Below are 17,960 nucleotides of genomic sequence, written 5' to 3'. Positions count from 1 at the left end.
GACGCTGTACGAATGCCGGGCGATGCCGGCCGAATCAACCCTTGTCAAACGTGCCGTCGGATAGCGGTACACTGTAAACCGCGACGTCAGAGCGTTGGTGGATGTGTCACCGTGACGTGTCGGCCGGGTATATCCGGCCTACCGAGGGCGCGTTTCGACGCCGCCCGTGGCGGGTGCGCGAAGGGTGTGGAAAGGGTTGTCGGCGAATCAGTCGACGGATTCGGCGGGCAGCACGTCGGCGGCGGCCGAGAATTGGTCGATATGCCGGGCGAAGGCCTGGTCGATCAGCTCGGTGGTGGCGCGAGTAGCGATGAGCCGGGCAATGGCCAGATCGGTCTCATATTTGGTGCGGTCCTGCGGAGTTCGGGCGGAGTTCTCGAAACCCTGTCCTGCCAGGCAATGAATCAGGTCGGCGGCGTAGCGGTCGATCATCTGGTCGCAGTCCAGGCGCAGACTCTCGAGTGTCCCCAGCGCGTCCTCGAGTCGAAATCCCGCCTCTACCAGGCGGTTTATCAGATCGGACGCCCGCGGATTGGTAATGCGGAAGGTGCTCAGCGCATCGCCGGTGGCGGCGAGCGCCTCCTTGGCGTAGTCGGGCAGCTCCGGAACGGGACTCGCCTGCGGCTCCTCCGGCACGGGTACGCCGAGCACATCGGCGAGCCCGTCGCCGCGATCCCAGGCATCGAGTAATTCCCGGATCCCGTTGAGCTTCATGCCCCGGCCGAGCAGCCGACTGATCGTCTGCAATCGGCTGACATGGTCGGTCCCGTAGTAGCCTATCCGCCCCCGTACGTCAGGGGAGGGAAGCAGCCCACGCTCGTGATACACGCGAACGCTGCGCACGGTGGTATCGGCCACCCGTGCCAGCTCGTCGATCGTGTATTCCGTCTCTGCACCCATATCACTTCCGGAACGAACCTCGAGCCGAAGAAAAACGAGCCGTGCGAAAACGGACCGTCAAGTGATGATATATAACATGTTGCCTTTGGTCAACGTGCCGTTACATAGCGGCATAAACTCTTGCCGCGCGGCGATCGGTCGGTTAACGTGCCTGTGCACCGGCTGACACGGCCGGCTTCCGGGGACTGTTGAGCAGCCCTGACGAAGACCCTCACCCAGAGCGCGCCCCTCGTCGCGGCGTGCCCTCGGCATCCCTCGGAGTACGCAATGACACTGACCCACGCGCATCCGGTCGCCCCCGTCGCGCCCAAATCGGCCCAGCGCCCCCCCTGCGCCGACCTGCCCCGCGACTGGGATATGGACACCGGAACCCCCGACACCTGGCGCACCGCAGTGCGCCTGTGCCAGGGCTGCCCCCTGCTGACCCAATGTCGTCAACTGGCCCAAACACTCACCGCCCGCGGCGACGGCCCCCGCGCCATGATCTGGGCGGGCGTCGCCTATGATGCCGCAGGCAAAGTCGTGGAGAATCTCGAGGCCCACCGCGTCGTCTCCGCCGACCACAAGCGGCCGATTCGGATCGTGCGCAATGGACCGCGCCCGATGTGTTCCGAAACGGTCAAGGCGACCCCGAAGCGGCGAATTGTGCTGGGTCAGCGAATCGGGAGCCACTCGTGAGCGTGCTCACCTTGGCGATCGGTCCCGAAGGTTTCACCGCGGGCCGCGTCGACGAGGGAGCCATCGAGTCCGAGGCTCAGCGCGTCGAGTTGCCCGCCAAACGGGTGTGGGATCAATGCGCGGACCTGTTGCTGAAGCTCGCGGCCGGTGCCGAGATCGGGGCCGTCGGCATTGCGTCGGTCGGCCCGATCGATCTGCGCGCCGGTGTCATCGCGCCAACCGAAATTCGCGAGTGGCGTGCGGGATTCGACATCGCCGGCGCGGTGAACAAGATCTTTCCCGCTGCAACGGTCTCACTCGCGCTGGACGGTTCGTGCCTGGCGATAGCCGAGCGAGCGGTGGGTGCGGCCGGGTCGGCTGCCGACCTGCTGGCGATCTCGGTGTCGAACCGGGTGGTCGCAGGGGTGGTGGCGGGGGGATTCACCGTGGTCGGCCGGACCGGAAACGCCGGGCATCTCGGTCACATGCTGGTGCCGGGTTTCGATGAGAGTTGCACCTGCGGCGGGCGTGGTTGTCTGGAGGCGGTCGCCGGTGGGGCCGCGCTGGTTCGTTGGGCAGGCGCCCACGGCTGGGTCGGCGATTCGGTGGCGGACCTGGTGGATGCCGCACTGGCGGAAGACCCGATCGCCGTCGCCGCCATGGAGCGCGCGGGAACCGCACTCGGTCGCGTGATCGTCTCGGTCGCGGCGCTGCTCGATCTCGAAATCGCCGTCATCGGTGGTGAACTGGCGCGTTCGGGTCCCGCGCTGTGGAAGCCGCTCAATGCCTCGATCGCCACGCATGCCCGATTGAGTTTTCTGCCGGGCCTACGGGCGGTGCCGTCGAACCTCGGCGCGGACGCCGCTCTGCGGGGCGCCGGGATTATCGCCATCTCCTCGCTACCCGACTAGCGACCCGTGCCGTTCAGTATCTGTTGAACGATACGTTGGATAACGGTACATTGTATAAGTCACGGAGCATGCTTCCCCGAACGCCCTTCGCGGCCGAGGAGGCGTGATCCACAAAGAACGGGCTGGTGCGGGCGAGTGCGATGAGAAGCGACGGTGTCAATCCATGGGTGACGATCGAGACATTGGCGCCCGCCGCCATGTCGGTGGTCTCGGTGGGGGATACACCGCGCGATTTCGCCGGATGGCAGCGCGTTCTGCAACGTCTGTTCGCCAAGGCCCCTGCGCTCTATGACGGTTTGACGACCGTCGCCCTCGGTGCGGCGATCGCTGCCGCATGCGAGGACGGCGAGGTCACCCAGTTGACGATTCGCACGGGATCGGGTCCGCATCAGGTGAAACTGCATCCGGTTGTCGGGCCGACGGGAGGGGTGCACGCGGTTCGGCTCTGGCTGGGTCCCGCCTCCGTGGAGCCGCCGCCGGTTCCGGAGGCGGCCGGAGTGGTCTGGGACGCCGAGACGCAGACGCTACTGCTCTCCCGCGAGATCACCAGGCTCGTGCACGGTGTTTCGGACGACCAGTACGTACCACGTATCTCGGTGGCGGAATTCTTCCAGCAGGTGTCGTTCGATCGGCACGCCGACATGCTCGACCTGTTCTACAGTCCGGAACCGGACGGCAGGCTCCAATGTGACGTCGCCGTCGGGCTCGATACCGATCGTCCCGCCAAGTGGCGTATCACCGGTCGCTACCGCCCGACGGAGCATGGCGATGGCGCCTGGCTATTGATCGAAGCGGCCATCTCGGATGATCGAGTAGCGCGTCCGACGCTCGAACGCGCCGGGTTGCGTGAAGCGCACCGGCGCTCGGGAACCTATCTGGCGGTAATTCAACTCGAACATGCGAATATTGCGCACTGGCTCACCGATCCGGCGCCGTGGATTCGGTGGGACTATCTGTTCCGTCCCGCCGATGTATTTCATCCCGATGACCGCGACCGGCTGATCGGAATCGGTGATCGACTCGGCTCGGGAGATACTGCGGGAATTACTGTGCGTACGCTCGGATATTGGGGCGGATATTCGGAGACCTCATTGTTGCTGAGTGCCTATCCGGAATGTTCCAACAGGCAGCGCGCACTTGCCCAACTCGTCAGTGTCGCCGGATATTTACCGACATCGCCGCCGCAGGCTCGGGAGGACGTCGCAGCGCTGGCGGTGCGCGGATACGATGATCAGCTACGACATCGGCGCGGTGGGATGTCTCGCACCGCTATGTGGTGAATCACCTTCCCGTTCTTGGGGATAGCGCGGGGGTGGGGTGGCGGTTCGATCTCTACCATTCGGTATATGTGGAAACCGGCAGCCGGGCAGGAGAATTCGGGCGCTGAATTGCTGCGCCGAATGGCTCTGCGTCGCCGTCGGGAGAATATACTGGTCGGCGTCCTGGCCGTTCTCGCGACACTGGGCGGTGGCCATGCGATCCTGGATTTCCTGAGTTCCGGTGGACCGCCGCCGGTGGATCAGACCCCGGTGGTCGTCGGCCACGCACAATTGGCCGGGTCATTCGCCGAACAATATTTGCTCACCTATTTGGGAGCCACGTCGGGCCAGCAGGAGCGGATCGCGGAATTCGTTTCGACGCCGCAGATGAGCCTGCCCGCCACGGCGAAGCAGGTCGCCGATCCGATCGTGGTCCACCTCGCGCGCACATATACTGCGGGAAATCTCGAGATCTGGACGGTCACCGTCTCGGTCCGCACGGGGAAATCCGCCACCCAGCCGGCGGACACTCGTCAGTACTACCGCGTTTCGGTGTCACTGACGGAAGGACGTCTGCGCGCACTCGCGCTACCCGCGCTGGTGACGGCTCCGACCAAGGGGCCGGATTTGTCCCTGCACTACCCGACGACCTGCGCGCCGGAATCGCCACTGGGACAGGTGGCGACCGGCTTCCTGTCCGCCTTCCTGACCGGAACCGGAGACGTGGCTAGATATACCACGGTCGACTCCGGAATGACCGCCATGAAACCCGCTCCGTTCAGTTCCGTCGACACCGTCACGATCGCCGCCGAGGACTCCGGCTGCGGGCTGAACGGCACCGCGGAACATCTGATGGCCACGATCAATCCGAAGTCCGACAGCGGTCCCGCGCCGACGCTCTCCTATCCGCTGACGTTGGTGCGCGCGGATGGTCGATGGCAGGTGCGCTCCATCGACTCGCTGCCCGCGCTTCCGAACCCATTGACCCTCGGCACCGATCAGGATTCCCGATCGGGTCCGACCAGTTCCTCGATGCCACCGACCTCGGTGCGCATCCCGGCCCCGACGCAGAACTGAAAATGGAGGCGGCATCATGTCCTACTTCCTGCAGACCTTCAAATATATATTCGACGCGGCACAACCCATACTCTGGATCGTGTATGTCACCGGCGCGACCGCGTATTTCGTCGGGTTGGGTATTCAGAGCAAGTTCTCGGTGACCAAGATGTTGGTCTTCGGGACCGGTGCTGTAATCGGTGCGGTCGCACTCTATCTGCTGCCGACTGCCATGGCGCTCGGCCGCATGGACGCGAATACGGTGGGTCACAACTCGACTCCGGGCGCCTACTACCCGTGAGCCAAACCGAGGTGCGGGTCTTCACGCCGATCAAACGTGTTCCCACGATGATCGGCAAGGCGCCGAACGGTCAGCGTTTGCCGTTCGGTCCCTATACGATGCCCCAGATAGTCGTTGCGGTATTCGGCATCGTCGTGGTGTCGATATGCGCCGAAGCATTGCCCGCGAATCCGGCCGTCGTCTTCGGATCGGGTCTCGCGGTCACCGCCATTGCTGTTTATCTCACCAGCATGATTCCGTACTCCGGGGTCCGGATCCTGTCCCGTCTCTTCTGGTATATCCGACTCGCACTAGTCCGTCGACCGGTTTCCGCCTCCGGAATGCCGATTGCCACGGATTCGACGCGAATGACACTGTTCATTGAGGAATCAACTGTTGTCGTGCTACCCGCCGAGTTGGTGCACGCGGGAGGAGGTCGGCGCTGATGGCGTTCCGGCGCGATCTGCAGCCCACCGCGGCCATTCGCGGAAATCTGCAATTCACCACGGCAGGTCTGGTTACGGCGACCTATTTCGTCAACCCGCTCGGCTACGGTCTGCGTCGTGCGTCGGACAAGCACGATGTGAAGTTGGTGCACCACTCGCTGATCAACAATTTGCCCAGCGGTTCGTTGCTGCTCGGAATTCAAGCCAAACTCAACACTCTCGACGTACTCAACAAGATGGTGGAGGGCGTCGACCTGGACGAGTGCGAGGATTACGCCAACGAAGTGGTCGCCTCGTATGAGCGGGTCCGGGCGATCATGCCGCAGACGCGGATCTACCTGCTGTCGATTCCGGTCGGCTCCAGCGGTCAGGGTATGTCGGCGCTGTCGCGGGTGTGGCGCGGTAGCACCGCGACGATCGACGCCACCGCGCTCGCGCGGGCCGAACTCGAGGTCTTCGACGAGAAGGCCAAGGAAATTCTGTCGCAGATCGGCAGTGAGTTCGAGCCGACTCCGGTGCCGGCGAGCCTGTTCCAATGGCTGTGGGAGCACCATCTGTCTCGTGGTTCGTCCGGGGATCCGGTCGCGCCGACGCAGGCGGGCGCGCTCGATGACGCGACGGCGGCGGTGTTCCGTTCCGCCGCATTGGACGAGGGGGCGCAGGCGGACAGCAACCGACGGGTGCGTCCCTCGTTCGCGCCCGTGATCAAGGTCGTGCAGACCGATTTCGCCTATCGCCCGTCGTATCAAACGATGCTGACGCCGAATTCGTTTCCCTACGGCGGTATGAATTTTCCCGGCGGGAGCGAATTCCTCAATGTGCTCGAGAGTATGGACGATGTGACGGTCGACTGGGGTATCCGGGTGTCGACCAGAACGGCCGAGCAGGTGCTCAAGGGCAATGAGTTGAATCTGCGGCGTCTCGGTGAACAGATGGATCAGCGCGACCAGGAGATTTCTTTCGCGCAGAATACGCTGGCCGCGAAGGCGCGCCTGCTCAGCGAATACAACAACCACTTCGAGGTCAATAACGGCGAGTCCGAGGTGTCATTCACGACGGTGATCGCGATCGGCAGCTCATCGCGTGAAACAACCCTGGACGCCGTCAATACGCTCAAACGTCGGTATCGGCGATTCAAGATCGAGCTGACGGCGCCGGTCGGCGCCCAGGTCGATCTGTGGTCCATGCTGATCCCCGGCAGCGAGGCGCGCCGGGCCTACGACGATTTCGCGCATATCGTGCCATCGGATATGTGGGCCGGATTCGTGCCCTTCACCACCAGTGCGATCGGCGACGACAGCGGGCCGGTGATCGGACTGAACCTGATGTCCGGGCATTTCGAGCCGATTCACTTCGGCATCATGGAGGCCGCACTGCACGACCTGTCCGCATCGTTCGCGGTGACCGGTGAGTTGGGCTCCGGAAAATCGTATTTCCTGAAGCTCATCGCCGTATTGGTGCACGATATGGGTGGGCAATTCCTCGCCATCGATCGCAGCCAGGTCGGTGAGTGGGAGCATTTCGCTCGGGCCATCGACAATGCCGTCGTCATCGATTTGGCCGAGCCGAAAGTATCGCTGGATCCACTGCGTCTGTTCGATACTCGAGTAGCAGGGGAGCGGGCGCTCGACTCCATCCTTCCGCTGCTCGATCTGTCGCCCACCTCCGGCGCGGGTGCCGCGGCCAGTAGCTTGCTGAGTTCGAGAGGTATCGCGGAGCACCGTATTCGGAGCCTGCTCGACCTGTTCGAGGTGGCGCGCAGGCTGCGGGATCAGCCGGGTGATCACGACTACGGTGATCTGGCCGCCCGGCTCGGGACCATTGTCGACCGGGTGCCCGTCCTCTTCGATCCGACGCTGCCGCCGCTGCACCTCGACGCCGCCGCGACCGTGGTGCGCAGCCACAAGTTGGCGCTCCCGACCGCCGAGGAACTCACAACCCCCCATCTCTATCACCGATTGCCGCTGACCAAACGCCTGGGGACGGCACTGTACGAACTCGTCGGCATCGCCGCCAGGGAGGCCTTCCTCACCGACAATGGAAGATTCGGTCTACTGGTGGGTGACGAGGCGCATCATTTCACCCAAACCACCGTCGGCGCGGCGGTCACCTCCGACTTCAGTCGCGACGGTCGTAAGCACTTGGCCGCGATCGGTCTGGCCTCGCACGATCCGGCGACCGACTTCCAGGGCGCCGCACACAACCTGATCCCCAATCGGTTCGTCTTCCGACAGCGCGATGAAACCTTGGCGCGCAACAGTTTGGAATGGCTCGGTGTCGATACCGCGGAGGCCGAATTCCTGGTGCAGGTGCTGCGCGAGCACACCTCGCCGCCGGTGGGGCCGGGGCGGACGGTGCCGGAGGAGCGCCGCGGCGAAATGTTCATGCGGGATGCGCTCAATCGCATCGGACGCGGGAAGGTGCTGGGACCGGCTCGACCGGACCGCGCCGCCGCCATCACCAGCACTCCGACCAGTTCGGCGAAAGCACTGCGCGGACCGAGCCGGGCCCTGTCATGAATCTCGCGAATCTCTTGGATCGGCATCCGACCACGATCATGCCGTCGGCGCTACTGCGGCAGGCATGGGTGTGGGCCAATACGACGCGGCGGCGGCGCTGGACCACGCGGGCGGTGGTCGCGCTCCTGGTCGTTCTCGGAATTCCCGGCCTGCTGGACGCGGTGGCGAACGCGACGACGGACGGGAGTCTCGGAGATTCGACGAGCGCCGCAATGGGAATTCCGGCCGTGCGGGACTCGAGCGGTGTCCCCATCACCTCCTATTTCGTGGTGAGCAAAAAACCCGGCATCCTGAATCCGATCGGCGTAGCAGTGAATGTCTGCTTCGGCTTCGTGTTTCTGATATGGATCCTCGGGTCGAACTTTGCGATCTGGATACTGGACTTCGGTGTCGGACTCAGGATCATCGCATTTATCGGCAAACCTGTTCGGTCGATCGCCAATTCGATGTACGACATGTTCTCATCGCCTTATATTCTCATTTCATTTGCGGGAATCGGTGCATTCATTGTCGCATGGTTCATCATGCGAGGCTTCTATAGTAAAGCTACCATGCAGATAGTGGTCATGGGCGGGACTGCTGTGCTTGGACCCTTGTTTCTTCGGGATCCGATCGGCGAACTGATCGGATCGGACGGATGGTTGGCGCTCGGCCGCAATCTGGGTATTTCGGTAGGAGCGGGCCTGTCCGGAGACACTCGACCGAATCCGCAGAACATATTGGCGCGCATGCAGGCGGATATGGTCGATGCCTTCGTGCGAAAGCCATTGCAGATACTGAATTTCGGACACGTTGTGGACGGTTCGCCACTCTGCAAGGCGAATTGGAGCCAGGGAATGCTCCACGGCACCGAGAAAGGCGCCCGAGAACTTCTGGAACAGTGTGGGGATCGGGCGGCTGTGGCGATGACCGATGAATTGAGTTGGGGTCAGGCAGGAAATATGCTGTTGCTCCTGCTGATGGGCATCGTACTATGGATCTGCCTGACAAGGGTCAGCCTATACATCATGCGAACCGTGATCGACGGCTTGGCCATGGCGGTCGCGACGATCTTTTGCTTCTGTGCAGGCGGATTCGTTTACGGCAGACTCCAGATCTTCATGGTTCGCTGTGCGTTTCATGGAGCGTATTGCTGTTTCGAGCTGGCAATGGTCATCGCGGGTACATACGCGGTTATGCTACTGATGAGTGGGCAGCCCATAGTGATCTCACTCCTACTCGTGCTGCTGATGCTAATGCGCGGCAAGAGATTCATGAAAGCATTCGAAAACGGTGCCGAAGATATCGTCAATCGGTTCGCGGCAGCCACCCAGGGCGGCTTCGGTAGTCCCGGCAAGGCGGCTGCCGTGAGCGGTGGTAGCGGTGGTGGTGGCACAAGTGGCGCCGGAGCGAAGCGGACCTTGCGGAACCGGGCGTTCACCGACCTCAATAACTTCAATGCCATGGTCGGCTGGCAGTTGTCCGAGCGGCTGGTCGGGGTGCCGATGATGCTCAAGCCGGATGCGCGAAGACTCCGCCTGGCGCAGCAACTCGGCTTGCCATACCTTACCGATCGTCGAATGGTCGAGTCCGGTGCGGCAGCGAATTACAAGAATATTCAGGCGACCCAGGGCGCAGTGGACTGGGCCGCCCGGTATCGTCGAAATTTCGGGGCACAGGCGAATCTCTTCGGCGAAACCGCTGCCGCATTGCAGGGATTCATGCGGATGGGTGGAACTTTGGAGAACGGCCTGGGCGGATTGATAACCGCAGGCTACGCCAACGAAGAGGTAAATGATTTGGTCATCGGCGCTCGTCAGGCAATGGAAAGTCGCGGAGGCTACATGGCGTTCCAAAACGACCATCTCGGCCTACTGTCGGCGGCGTCGAGACATGCCGAGAATACGGCAATGCGACTCATGCGGAGCGAGGCAACACCACAGGAGGTCGCCGCTTCCTATGCGAATCTTTACCAGATTGCCGATCAATACCGTATCAATACCGGGAGGGCTGTCTCTCTCGATCGGCCGGATGAGTTGGATGGGCCGATGCGAAGATATGTGGCTGCCTTCATCGGTCGGCCGCAGGAGTTCGATACGCCGCCGGATCTCGGCAGGATGAAGGCGCTGGAGCTGATAGTCGATGGCAAGGAACACCTGCTTATGCAGGGGTTGACAGCGGAGACTCGTCCTGGAAACTACCGTGGGCTGTACGGCGACCCGGATTTTCCCGTCACGCAGGGCATAGTGAGTGAGTTGACGAGCATCTTCGGAGACAGTTTCGACAATCCGCAAAAGGTGCAAATAGCGCAACGAATGCTGAGTGCAACCCGAATCCAACTTTCCGACAGATATCTTAGTGCATCCAGATATGTTCTGGACCACCCGACCGATCCGCAAGGTGTTCGAGATCTCCGATGGCTGGACTTCGTACACAGTGAAACCAAGAAGGCGGTTCCGTCCTTCGATACGGCACCGACTCCACCTCGGTCGACCGAGATTCCGGAGCACTTGCGGCGGAACTTCGCCGGCCCGCTCAGCCCGGTCGATGTCCTACTCGGAAATAGAAACCCGTAATGCTGAGCTTCCTGACCCGTTACATCGGCTTCTCGATCCGCATGAAGATCTTCGTGCTGGTGTTCCCGGCACTGTTCTCGCTGCCGCTGATATTCCTGATGATTATCGCGGGCGCGACAGTGTCGGAGGCGGGTTCGGATTTCGATCGCCAGTGCGATGCCGCCGTGGGACCGGAGTCGGGAGCGTCAACCACTCCCACCGTTGGTTCGGCCTTCGATCCGGGCAGCCTGAGCGCCCCGGAAACGGTGGGGCCGACCACGAACCCTTTCGCGGTGATGACCTTTACGCCGAACGAAGAGGCTGCCGCCTCCCCTCGGCAGCGGGCCTGCCTGTCGGCCATGCGGTCCGCGCCGTATCAACAGCCCGCATTGCGAGTCGCCAACTCCGGCCCCGCCGTCGAATGCGCGCGGGAAGTGGCACTTGCGCAGGTGAATTCGCCGTCGGGGTCCGAGCAGGATCGTAATGTCGCCGCTGGAATCACCGCGGTCACCAAGCATGTGCTGTATCGGGCCTCGGTGGCCGCGCTCACCGGCAGTTGCGTCAGGGATTCCGCTGCCCCGCTACCGCCCGAGTCCGCACCCGGATCATGCTCCTCGGAGCTGTCGAGTTCGGTCGTGCTGCCGAATACTATTGCGGCACAGGCCATCTGTGGTCAGATCGTGGATCCGAAGGCGGTATCGGCGGGTGATCTCGTCTTCTGGGAGTATCGGAACAATACGCCGACCAGGGCGGCGATCGCCGTTGGTGCGACCTCGATGGTCACCGAGGACCCGGTCTCCGGGCGTGCCGTGATGGGAACGATGCCGACGAACGCCGATGTGCGTATCAAGCGCTACCTGATCGGCGCGAGATGACGAGCCCCATGGCGGAGGCCCTCGGCCCCGAACCCGAAACGACTGTCGCACCGGAGGGTACGGCGACGCGACGGCGCGAGCCATTGCGCGGCTCGCCGTGGCGGGGACCGTCCGCGACGCCCATCGGACAGCGTGGCGACAGCGGACCCCCTGCCCCGACCGCAGGCTCGAATACGGTGTCCGCGCCGAACTCCGTCGCACCAGTGGGTACTTGGGACTTCGGCCGCCAGGCGCGGTCGACCGTCGCTGCGCCGGTGAAACCGGATGACCCGCAAGACAAGCCGCAGGTCGAGTCAGGACCGAAGCAGGCCCCGCCCGGCGAACCCGAGTCGCAGCAGAAAGCGCCGGACCCGCCACCGAGCGCGGCCGCACCGGCCGAACCCCCTGCGCCGCAAGTGGATCCGGAACTGATCGAGCGGTTGCTGCCCGCCGCCTCGATGGCCGCGATGATGGGTGCCACGATGCTGCCCAAGATCGCGTCCGCGCTGTCCGGGCTGGGTGGCGGAGGCGCCGGGGCAGGACAAACGCCCACACAGAACCAGAACGTCAACGGTGGGGCCACGACTGACGCGGAGCAGACCAAGCGCCTGCTGCGTGACCTGGCCGATTTGTATCCTGACGGAATGCCCGAAGCCCCGCCCAACGGACAACCCGGTGCGGCCGAACAAGGCAAGTCCGGCAAGAAAGGCGACAAGGGTCCCGAATCGGCCGGAAAGACCGACAAGACGCAGGGCAACGGCGCGAAGGGCACGAACTCCGGGACGTCTGCCGACAAAGGGGCGACCTCGCGGGCCGCGGCGGTCAATAAACTCTATCTGCGGAATGTACGCACTGCCTTCATCAATCTGGACAACCAGCTCGTCCACTACCTCTACCAATTGGCAGCCAATACCGCCGTGGATCAGCAGCGGCTCCAGGTCCTCGTGCACGAGCTCGATAAACAACTCGCGGCGCTCGGGCCGAGGGCGTTCACACCGGAGGGGCAGCAGTACATTCGGCAGTTGCTGACCTCCGCCTTGCAGCAGGGGGGTTTGCAGGTCCAGATTTCGGCAGGCAGTAGCGCCGATACCGCAGCTGCCGTCGAGCAGTTGACCGCCCAGTACGTCTACAATCTGGCGGGCAAGGATTTCACGCCGAATATGCCGACACCGGGCATCTCCCAGGCGTCCTGGACCGGCGGTGGGATGCCGACTGCGATCCAGCAGGCCATCATGGTGGCACTGGCACAGCGCGGGAAGCAGTATGTGTGGGGTGGGAACGGGCCGGATGTCTTCGACTGCTCCGGACTGATGGTGTACGCCGCCCGAGCCGCGGGTGTGTCCATACCGCGCACCTCACAGGAGCAGTACACGGGACTGCCGAGAGTCGCACCGCAGAACATTCAACCCGGCGACCTGATTTTCACCAGGTTCGATGATCCCAACCCGCCGGGTCACGTCGTCATGTACATCGGCAACAACCAGTGCATCGCGGCCTCCCGTCCCGGTGTGCCGATCGGCGTCGTACCGCTGCCGGACAGCTTCAGCGCCGCGCGCTGGTACAACCCGAGGGCGTGATGGATGCGGCATCGGAGGTATTCCGCCGGAGCGCATTGTCGTATTCACTCGGATTCGCACTCATTCGGCAGTCGGCTTGTGGAATTGTCCGAAATGCTCCAGGGAGTCGGATTCATATCCGGTGTTATATATGCGGATCCGAACGGGATGGAATTGAGTAGGTGATAATAAAACGATGATACGGGCACGTATTGCCGGTGTCGTATTGTCGTTCGATTGATCAACCAGGCTTTTCTGGACCTTCGGACCTTATCGGCCGTGGGAACAAGTCGATAGTCGAAAGGTATTGCGGCGAAGTAGGCTCTGCTCAGGACGGCAGTTGATCGTCCATCTTTGAAAATCGGCCGAGGATTCAAAGGTGGTGGTCCATGATCTGCTTTGGATTTCCCCACTTTTGGTTCCCGGCGAAGAGAAGAGGTATCAAATGGAAAACCTGACCGAACTGGCCGCGCTGGACCCCACTCAGCTCGGCGATGTCACCCCCGCTCTGCGTGCCGCGCTGGATCGGCATCTGAATGACGCGGGCAACACCCTCGCCTTCAACTCCTTCATCAACGCGGGCGAGTAATCCGTTTATCGGATTGTCGAGCGGGTGGTCCGTATTTCACGAGCCGCCCGCTCGGTCCGCATTCGGCAAGGAGTGGATATGGAATCGGTCCCGGTCTCGCTCGGGCTGCCCAAGCCCATGGCCCGGTGGCCCGAGAGCGGCCTGGATACGGCCGCGCTGCGCCGCGACGGCTGGGCGCCGCTGCCGTTTCGGGAATTCGTGGTCAAGATCCACAGTCGATGCAACCTGGCCTGCGACTACTGCTACATGTACGAGATGGCCGACCAGAGTTGGCGCGACCAGCCGAAGACCATGAGCCGCAAGGCTTTCGCCGATGCCTGTCGCACCATCGCCGACCATGCCCGGCGCGGGCGGGTGCCCGAGGTGGCGTTGGTGTTCCATGGCGGGGAACCGCTCATGGCGGGCCATCGCGAACTCGAGTTCTTCGCGCGGCACGCGCGGGAGGTGCTGGAGCCGATCACCAAGGTGCGCTTGGGAATGCAGACCAATGGTGTGCTGATCGATGCCGAGTTCCTGCGCATCTGCGCCGATTCCGATATCAGGATCGGCGTCAGCCTCGACGGCGACGAAGCGGACAATGATCGCCATCGGCGCGATCGGCGCGGCCAGGGCAGCTTCGCGAAGGTGGCGGCGGGTATCGCCCGGCTGCGCGCCATGGAGTATCGGCACCTGTTCTCAGGGCTGCTCAGCACGATCGATATCGCCAACGATCCCGTCCGTACCTATGAGGCTTTGTTGCGCTTCCATCCTCCCGCCGTGGACTTTCTACTACCGCACGGGAATTGGACCACGCCGCCCCCTGGACTCGCGATCGATGGGACCGAGACTCCCTATGCCGACTGGCTGATCCCCATCTTCGATCGCTGGTACTCCGCACCGGAGCTCGGTACCAAGATCAGGCTCTTCGACGACATCATCGACCTGCTGTTCGGTGGTGCGCCGGGATCGGAATCCGTGGGGCTGCAACCGGTTCGGCTCGCCGTCTTCGAGACCGACGGCTCGCTGGAACAGGTCGACGAATTGAAGTCCACTTTCGCGGGGGCCACCAAGATTCGCCTCGACGGGCACGACAACGCCTTGGACGAGGCCATGCACCAACCCGCCATCGTGGCTCGCCAGATCGGTGCCCAGGCGCTGAGTGACGAATGTCGCGCCTGCCCGATTCACACCGTATGCGGCGGCGGCCATTACGCGCATCGATACCGAGCCGAGAGCGGCTTCCGCAACAGATCGGTCTACTGCGCCGATCTGACGAGATTGATCCGCCACATCGAGGACCGGATCCGCACCGACCTCGGCGCGGCATCCCGCCGATAGGACAGGAAAATATGGCCGGGCCAGCGAGCGAAATCGACGACATCACCGCGGATTTGAGCACGGGTCACGGATCGGCGGCGGCGATGGCCGAGTTGGCGCGCGGCCTGCTGCGGACGCGAATGATCCTGGTGCGCACGCTCGTCGCCGAAACCACCTCGCGACTACCCGATATCGCGGAGCGGGCCGGGCTGGCCTCGGCCTACCGGCGGCTTGCCGAACTGCAAGGGTCGCATCCCGAACACGTCGAGGCGGCGCTGTCCTATCCGCACGCCGGTCCCTGGCTGGCCACCGTGCTGCGGCGGGTCCGCGATGACACCGAGGGGTCGAAGGTGCCGGTGTGGGCCGATTGCGGGTACCTGGGCTGGCTCACCGCGACCTGTGCCATCGCCTGCGCGCCCGAGGGGACGATGACCCTGGTGGTGCGCGCGGGCACGGTATTGCTGCCGGGCATCGGCCTCGCTCGCCTTGCCCCGTCGGACTTCCACGGCCACTGCGAGCTCGAATGGTCAAATGGCGCACTGACGTTCACCGTTGGCGAAACCGTACTGGCGGTGGCCGCGCCGGCGGCCGAGGACGATCCGGCGTGGTTGCCGATGCGACGCGTTCAGGGCGCGTCCGACGAAAGCGCTGTGCTGCTCGACGATCTGGACCCCTTCCGCGACTTGCACGCCGGATCGGCGCCACCTCGCCTGACCGCCGAGCAGGCGGCACAGTGGCAGCGGGATTTCACCGGAGCGTGTGATCTGCTGCGACGAGACCTGGTCGGCTATTTCGAGCCGATGCGCGACTGCTTGAAAGTGGTTGTTCCCCTGAGCGCCGAGCCGCTGGTGGCGAGCACCAGCCACACCTCGACCAATGGCGTCGGCGCGGTCTACACCACAGCCCCCGCCGACCCGTGCCAGTTGGCGCTCACCCTGATTCACGAGGTTCAGCACACCAAATTCAATCTGCTGCTCGATCAGGTCGCGCTGTGCGAGCCGGACAACGCGCCGCGCTACTACGCGCCGTGGCGTGACGACCCGCGCCCGCTGCCCGGTCTTCTGCACGGCATCTACGCCTTCTTCGGCGTGACCGACTTCTGGCGGGTGCACCGCGGCGCCGACTGCCATGCGACGGCGCAAGCCCATGTCGACTTCGAACTGTGGCGCAGACAGGTGCTCGGGGCGATCGAGCAGGCCGTGGGTTCGAATCTGCTCACCGAGCACGGGCGACGGCTGCTCGACGCGCTCGAATCGACCATGTCGTCATGGGAGCGCGAGGCGGTCCCCTCCGCCGCGAAACTCGCGGCGGCGGAGGTTGTTCGAGCACATCGCACCTTCTGGCAGGTGCGCAATCTGGTGCCGCCGATCGATGAGATCGGCGCGCTGGCGGCGAAGTGGCGGGCGCTGGAACCGTGCCCGGTGGACTTCGCGCCTGCGGTCCGGATGGATCAGCGGTTGGTTGCCGACGAGTACCGGTCGCTGCGCTTGGCCGCCCAAGTGAAGCTACTCGACCAGACCGCGGCCGTCTCGCACTGCCACATCGACCAGCCGAGCGGCGATCGGGCCTATTTGTCGGGTCGATTCGACGAGGCGGCCCGCCGCTATCTCGTGCAGTTGTACGAGGATCCGCTGCGCCCGCAGGTGTGGGCCGGATTGGCGCTGGCCCTGCCGCGGGCCTATCCCGACTTCGACTTCAGTATTTTGCAGACCCGTGCGGAAGTCGCCGCATGGCTGTATCGCGCTGTCCGATCGGAAGGCGCCGAACCGGTCAGCCTGCTGCGCTGGCTCTCGCTCAGCCAACGTGCCGATGGATAGCGGCTCGATCCGCGCGAACCGGACCTTCCTGCTGCTGTGGTCCGCCAACGGAACCTCGCTGGTCGGATTCCATTTGGTGCGCATCGCCTATCCGTTGCTCGCGCTCGCCGAGACGGGCTCCCCGGCCGCGGCGGGCTGGGCCGGATTCGCGCTGTCGGTCCCGAGCCTGGTCTTTCAGCTGTACGCGGGGGTCATTGTCGACCGGCTGGATAGGGTTCGCATCCTCCTGTGGTGCCAGTGGATCGGTCTCGCGGCCGCCGCGGTGGCCACCTTCGCCGCGTGGTCGCGACCACCGGGGTTCGCGCTGATCCTGCTACTGGCGGCGTTCGTCGAAGGCAGCATGCTCGTCTTCGTCAACCTCGCGGAGTTGGCGGTGACACGTGACGTAGTGTCCGTCGAGCAGCGGGCCGCCGCCTTCGCCCTGTTGGAATCGGAGAAACCCATTGCCAGCCTGTTGGGGCGCGCGGTGGGCGCGGCGCTGTTCGGCGTGGCACGTTGGCTGCCCTTCCTGTTGAACACCGTGACCTATCTCTACAGTGCGGGATCGCTCACGGCCGCCCGCTCGAAAATCCCAGCGGTAGAACGTGATTCCTCGCCGCACGGCACCCTTTGGCGCGATATCGCCGAGGGCTTGCACGTGGTGTGGCGCGAACCGGTGCTGCGCGTCTCCACCGCGATGATCGCGGCGTCGAACATTGTCATCCAGGTGGTGTTGCTACTGATCATGGTCGAATTGCAGGCCGATGGGCGACCGATGTGGGTGATCGGGTTCGTCTTGGCGGCGGCTGGCGTCGGCGGTATCGCGGGCACCTCCTGGGCGACGTGGCTCCTGGCCAGAATCGAACCCCGTCGGGTCTACCGCATGGCGCTGTGGGCGTGGACCCTGCTGCTGGCACCGGTCGCGCTGAGCGACAACCCCTTTGTGCTCGCCCTCTGCTGGGGCGGTGTCGGTTGCGTCGGGGTCGTCAGTAATGTGGCGTTGACGGTCTATCGGGTGGCCGTGACGCCGGAGCAGATTCTCGGGCGCGCGGTCGCGACCATCAATATGGTGCTCGAAGCCGCGATCGCGCTGGGCGCACTCGGAGCCGGATATCTGACCTCGACGCTCGGGCTGATCGCAACCAGGGGCGAGGTGGTCGCGGCTATGGGGATTCTGGCGCTGTGCGCTGTTGCGCGGATATTCGGTGCACCGGAGGTCGAGGGAAGGCGCGTGCGAAGATCCGACCTGCACTTGCTGTGAACCGAGGGGTTGGTATGGTTCATTTCGACAGAGGTGAATGTTCAGG

The 17,960-nt window shown here is 63.8% G+C and carries 15 protein-coding genes; 14 read left to right on the top strand and 1 reads right to left on the bottom strand.

The window, feature by feature from the left end; genetic code table 11:
- Positions 1–207: 207 nt before the first annotated feature.
- Positions 208–900 (bottom strand): MerR family transcriptional regulator, encoded by a 693-nt coding sequence (locus D5S18_RS00950; RefSeq protein WP_120036957.1) that lies wholly within the window; start codon positions 898–900, stop codon positions 208–210.
- Positions 901–1,167: 267 nt separating this feature from the next.
- On the opposite strand from D5S18_RS00950, the gene D5S18_RS00945 reads away from it, so the two are divergent.
- The 14 genes from D5S18_RS00945 (at position 1,168) to D5S18_RS00885 (ending at position 17,914) form a co-directional block, all read left to right on the top strand.
- Positions 1,168–1,578, top strand: a complete 411-nt coding sequence (locus D5S18_RS00945) for a hypothetical protein (protein ID WP_120036955.1) — start codon at positions 1,168–1,170, stop codon at positions 1,576–1,578.
- The gene (locus tag D5S18_RS00940; RefSeq protein ID WP_120036953.1) at positions 1,575–2,468 is read left to right on the top strand and encodes an ROK family protein; all 894 of its coding nucleotides are present in this window, start codon (positions 1,575–1,577) and stop codon (positions 2,466–2,468) included. Before D5S18_RS00945 ends, D5S18_RS00940 begins: the two co-directional genes overlap by 4 nt.
- 167 nt (positions 2,469–2,635) lie before the next feature.
- Positions 2,636–3,748 carry a GAF domain-containing protein gene (locus D5S18_RS00935; protein ID WP_120036951.1) on the top strand — a complete coding sequence of 371 codons (1,113 nt, stop codon included), beginning with the start codon at positions 2,636–2,638 and terminating at the stop codon, positions 3,746–3,748.
- A gap of 66 nt (positions 3,749–3,814) precedes the next feature.
- The gene (locus tag D5S18_RS00930; RefSeq protein ID WP_239003451.1) at positions 3,815–4,804 is read left to right on the top strand and encodes a conjugal transfer protein; all 990 of its coding nucleotides are present in this window, start codon (positions 3,815–3,817) and stop codon (positions 4,802–4,804) included.
- Positions 4,805–4,820: 16 nt separating this feature from the next.
- Positions 4,821–5,084, top strand: coding sequence for a hypothetical protein (locus tag D5S18_RS00925; protein ID WP_120036949.1), 264 nt, complete (start codon positions 4,821–4,823; stop codon positions 5,082–5,084).
- Positions 5,081–5,509, top strand: coding sequence for a hypothetical protein (locus tag D5S18_RS00920; protein WP_120036947.1), 429 nt, complete (start codon positions 5,081–5,083; stop codon positions 5,507–5,509). The genes D5S18_RS00925 and D5S18_RS00920 overlap by 4 nt, the downstream gene beginning before the upstream one ends.
- Positions 5,509–8,028, top strand: a complete 2,520-nt coding sequence (locus tag D5S18_RS00915; protein ID WP_120036946.1) for an ATP-binding protein — start codon at positions 5,509–5,511, stop codon at positions 8,026–8,028. Before D5S18_RS00920 ends, D5S18_RS00915 begins: the two co-directional genes overlap by 1 nt.
- Entirely contained in the window at positions 8,025–10,583 is a 2,559-nt protein-coding gene (locus D5S18_RS00910) for a hypothetical protein (RefSeq protein WP_120036944.1), read from the top strand. The genes D5S18_RS00915 and D5S18_RS00910 overlap by 4 nt, the downstream gene beginning before the upstream one ends.
- Positions 10,583–11,437 carry an NlpC/P60 family protein gene (locus D5S18_RS00905; RefSeq protein ID WP_120036942.1) on the top strand — a complete coding sequence of 285 codons (855 nt, stop codon included), beginning with the start codon at positions 10,583–10,585 and terminating at the stop codon, positions 11,435–11,437. Before D5S18_RS00910 ends, D5S18_RS00905 begins: the two co-directional genes overlap by 1 nt.
- A gap of 254 nt (positions 11,438–11,691) precedes the next feature.
- Positions 11,692–12,993, top strand: a complete 1,302-nt coding sequence (locus D5S18_RS00900; protein ID WP_158607768.1) for a C40 family peptidase — start codon at positions 11,692–11,694, stop codon at positions 12,991–12,993.
- Positions 12,994–13,417: 424 nt separating this feature from the next.
- Positions 13,418–13,561, top strand: a complete 144-nt coding sequence (locus tag D5S18_RS34700) for a hypothetical protein (protein WP_158607767.1) — start codon at positions 13,418–13,420, stop codon at positions 13,559–13,561.
- Between the two features lie 78 nt (positions 13,562–13,639).
- Positions 13,640–14,878: an FxsB family cyclophane-forming radical SAM/SPASM peptide maturase gene (locus tag D5S18_RS00895; protein WP_203236526.1), complete on the top strand. Its 1,239-nt coding sequence runs from the start codon at positions 13,640–13,642 to the stop codon at positions 14,876–14,878.
- Between the two features lie 11 nt (positions 14,879–14,889).
- Positions 14,890–16,674 (top strand): HEXXH motif domain-containing protein, encoded by a 1,785-nt coding sequence (locus tag D5S18_RS00890; protein WP_120036938.1) that lies wholly within the window; start codon positions 14,890–14,892, stop codon positions 16,672–16,674.
- Positions 16,667–17,914, top strand: coding sequence for an MFS transporter (locus D5S18_RS00885; RefSeq protein ID WP_147403797.1), 1,248 nt, complete (start codon positions 16,667–16,669; stop codon positions 17,912–17,914). Before D5S18_RS00890 ends, D5S18_RS00885 begins: the two co-directional genes overlap by 8 nt.
- Positions 17,915–17,960 lie beyond the last annotated feature (46 nt).

The sequence above is a fragment of the Nocardia panacis genome, from assembly GCF_003598715.1.
In the GTDB taxonomy this organism is placed as follows: Bacteria; Actinomycetota; Actinomycetes; order Mycobacteriales; family Mycobacteriaceae; genus Nocardia; species Nocardia panacis.
This window is presented reverse-complemented; position numbering and strand designations above follow the sequence as displayed.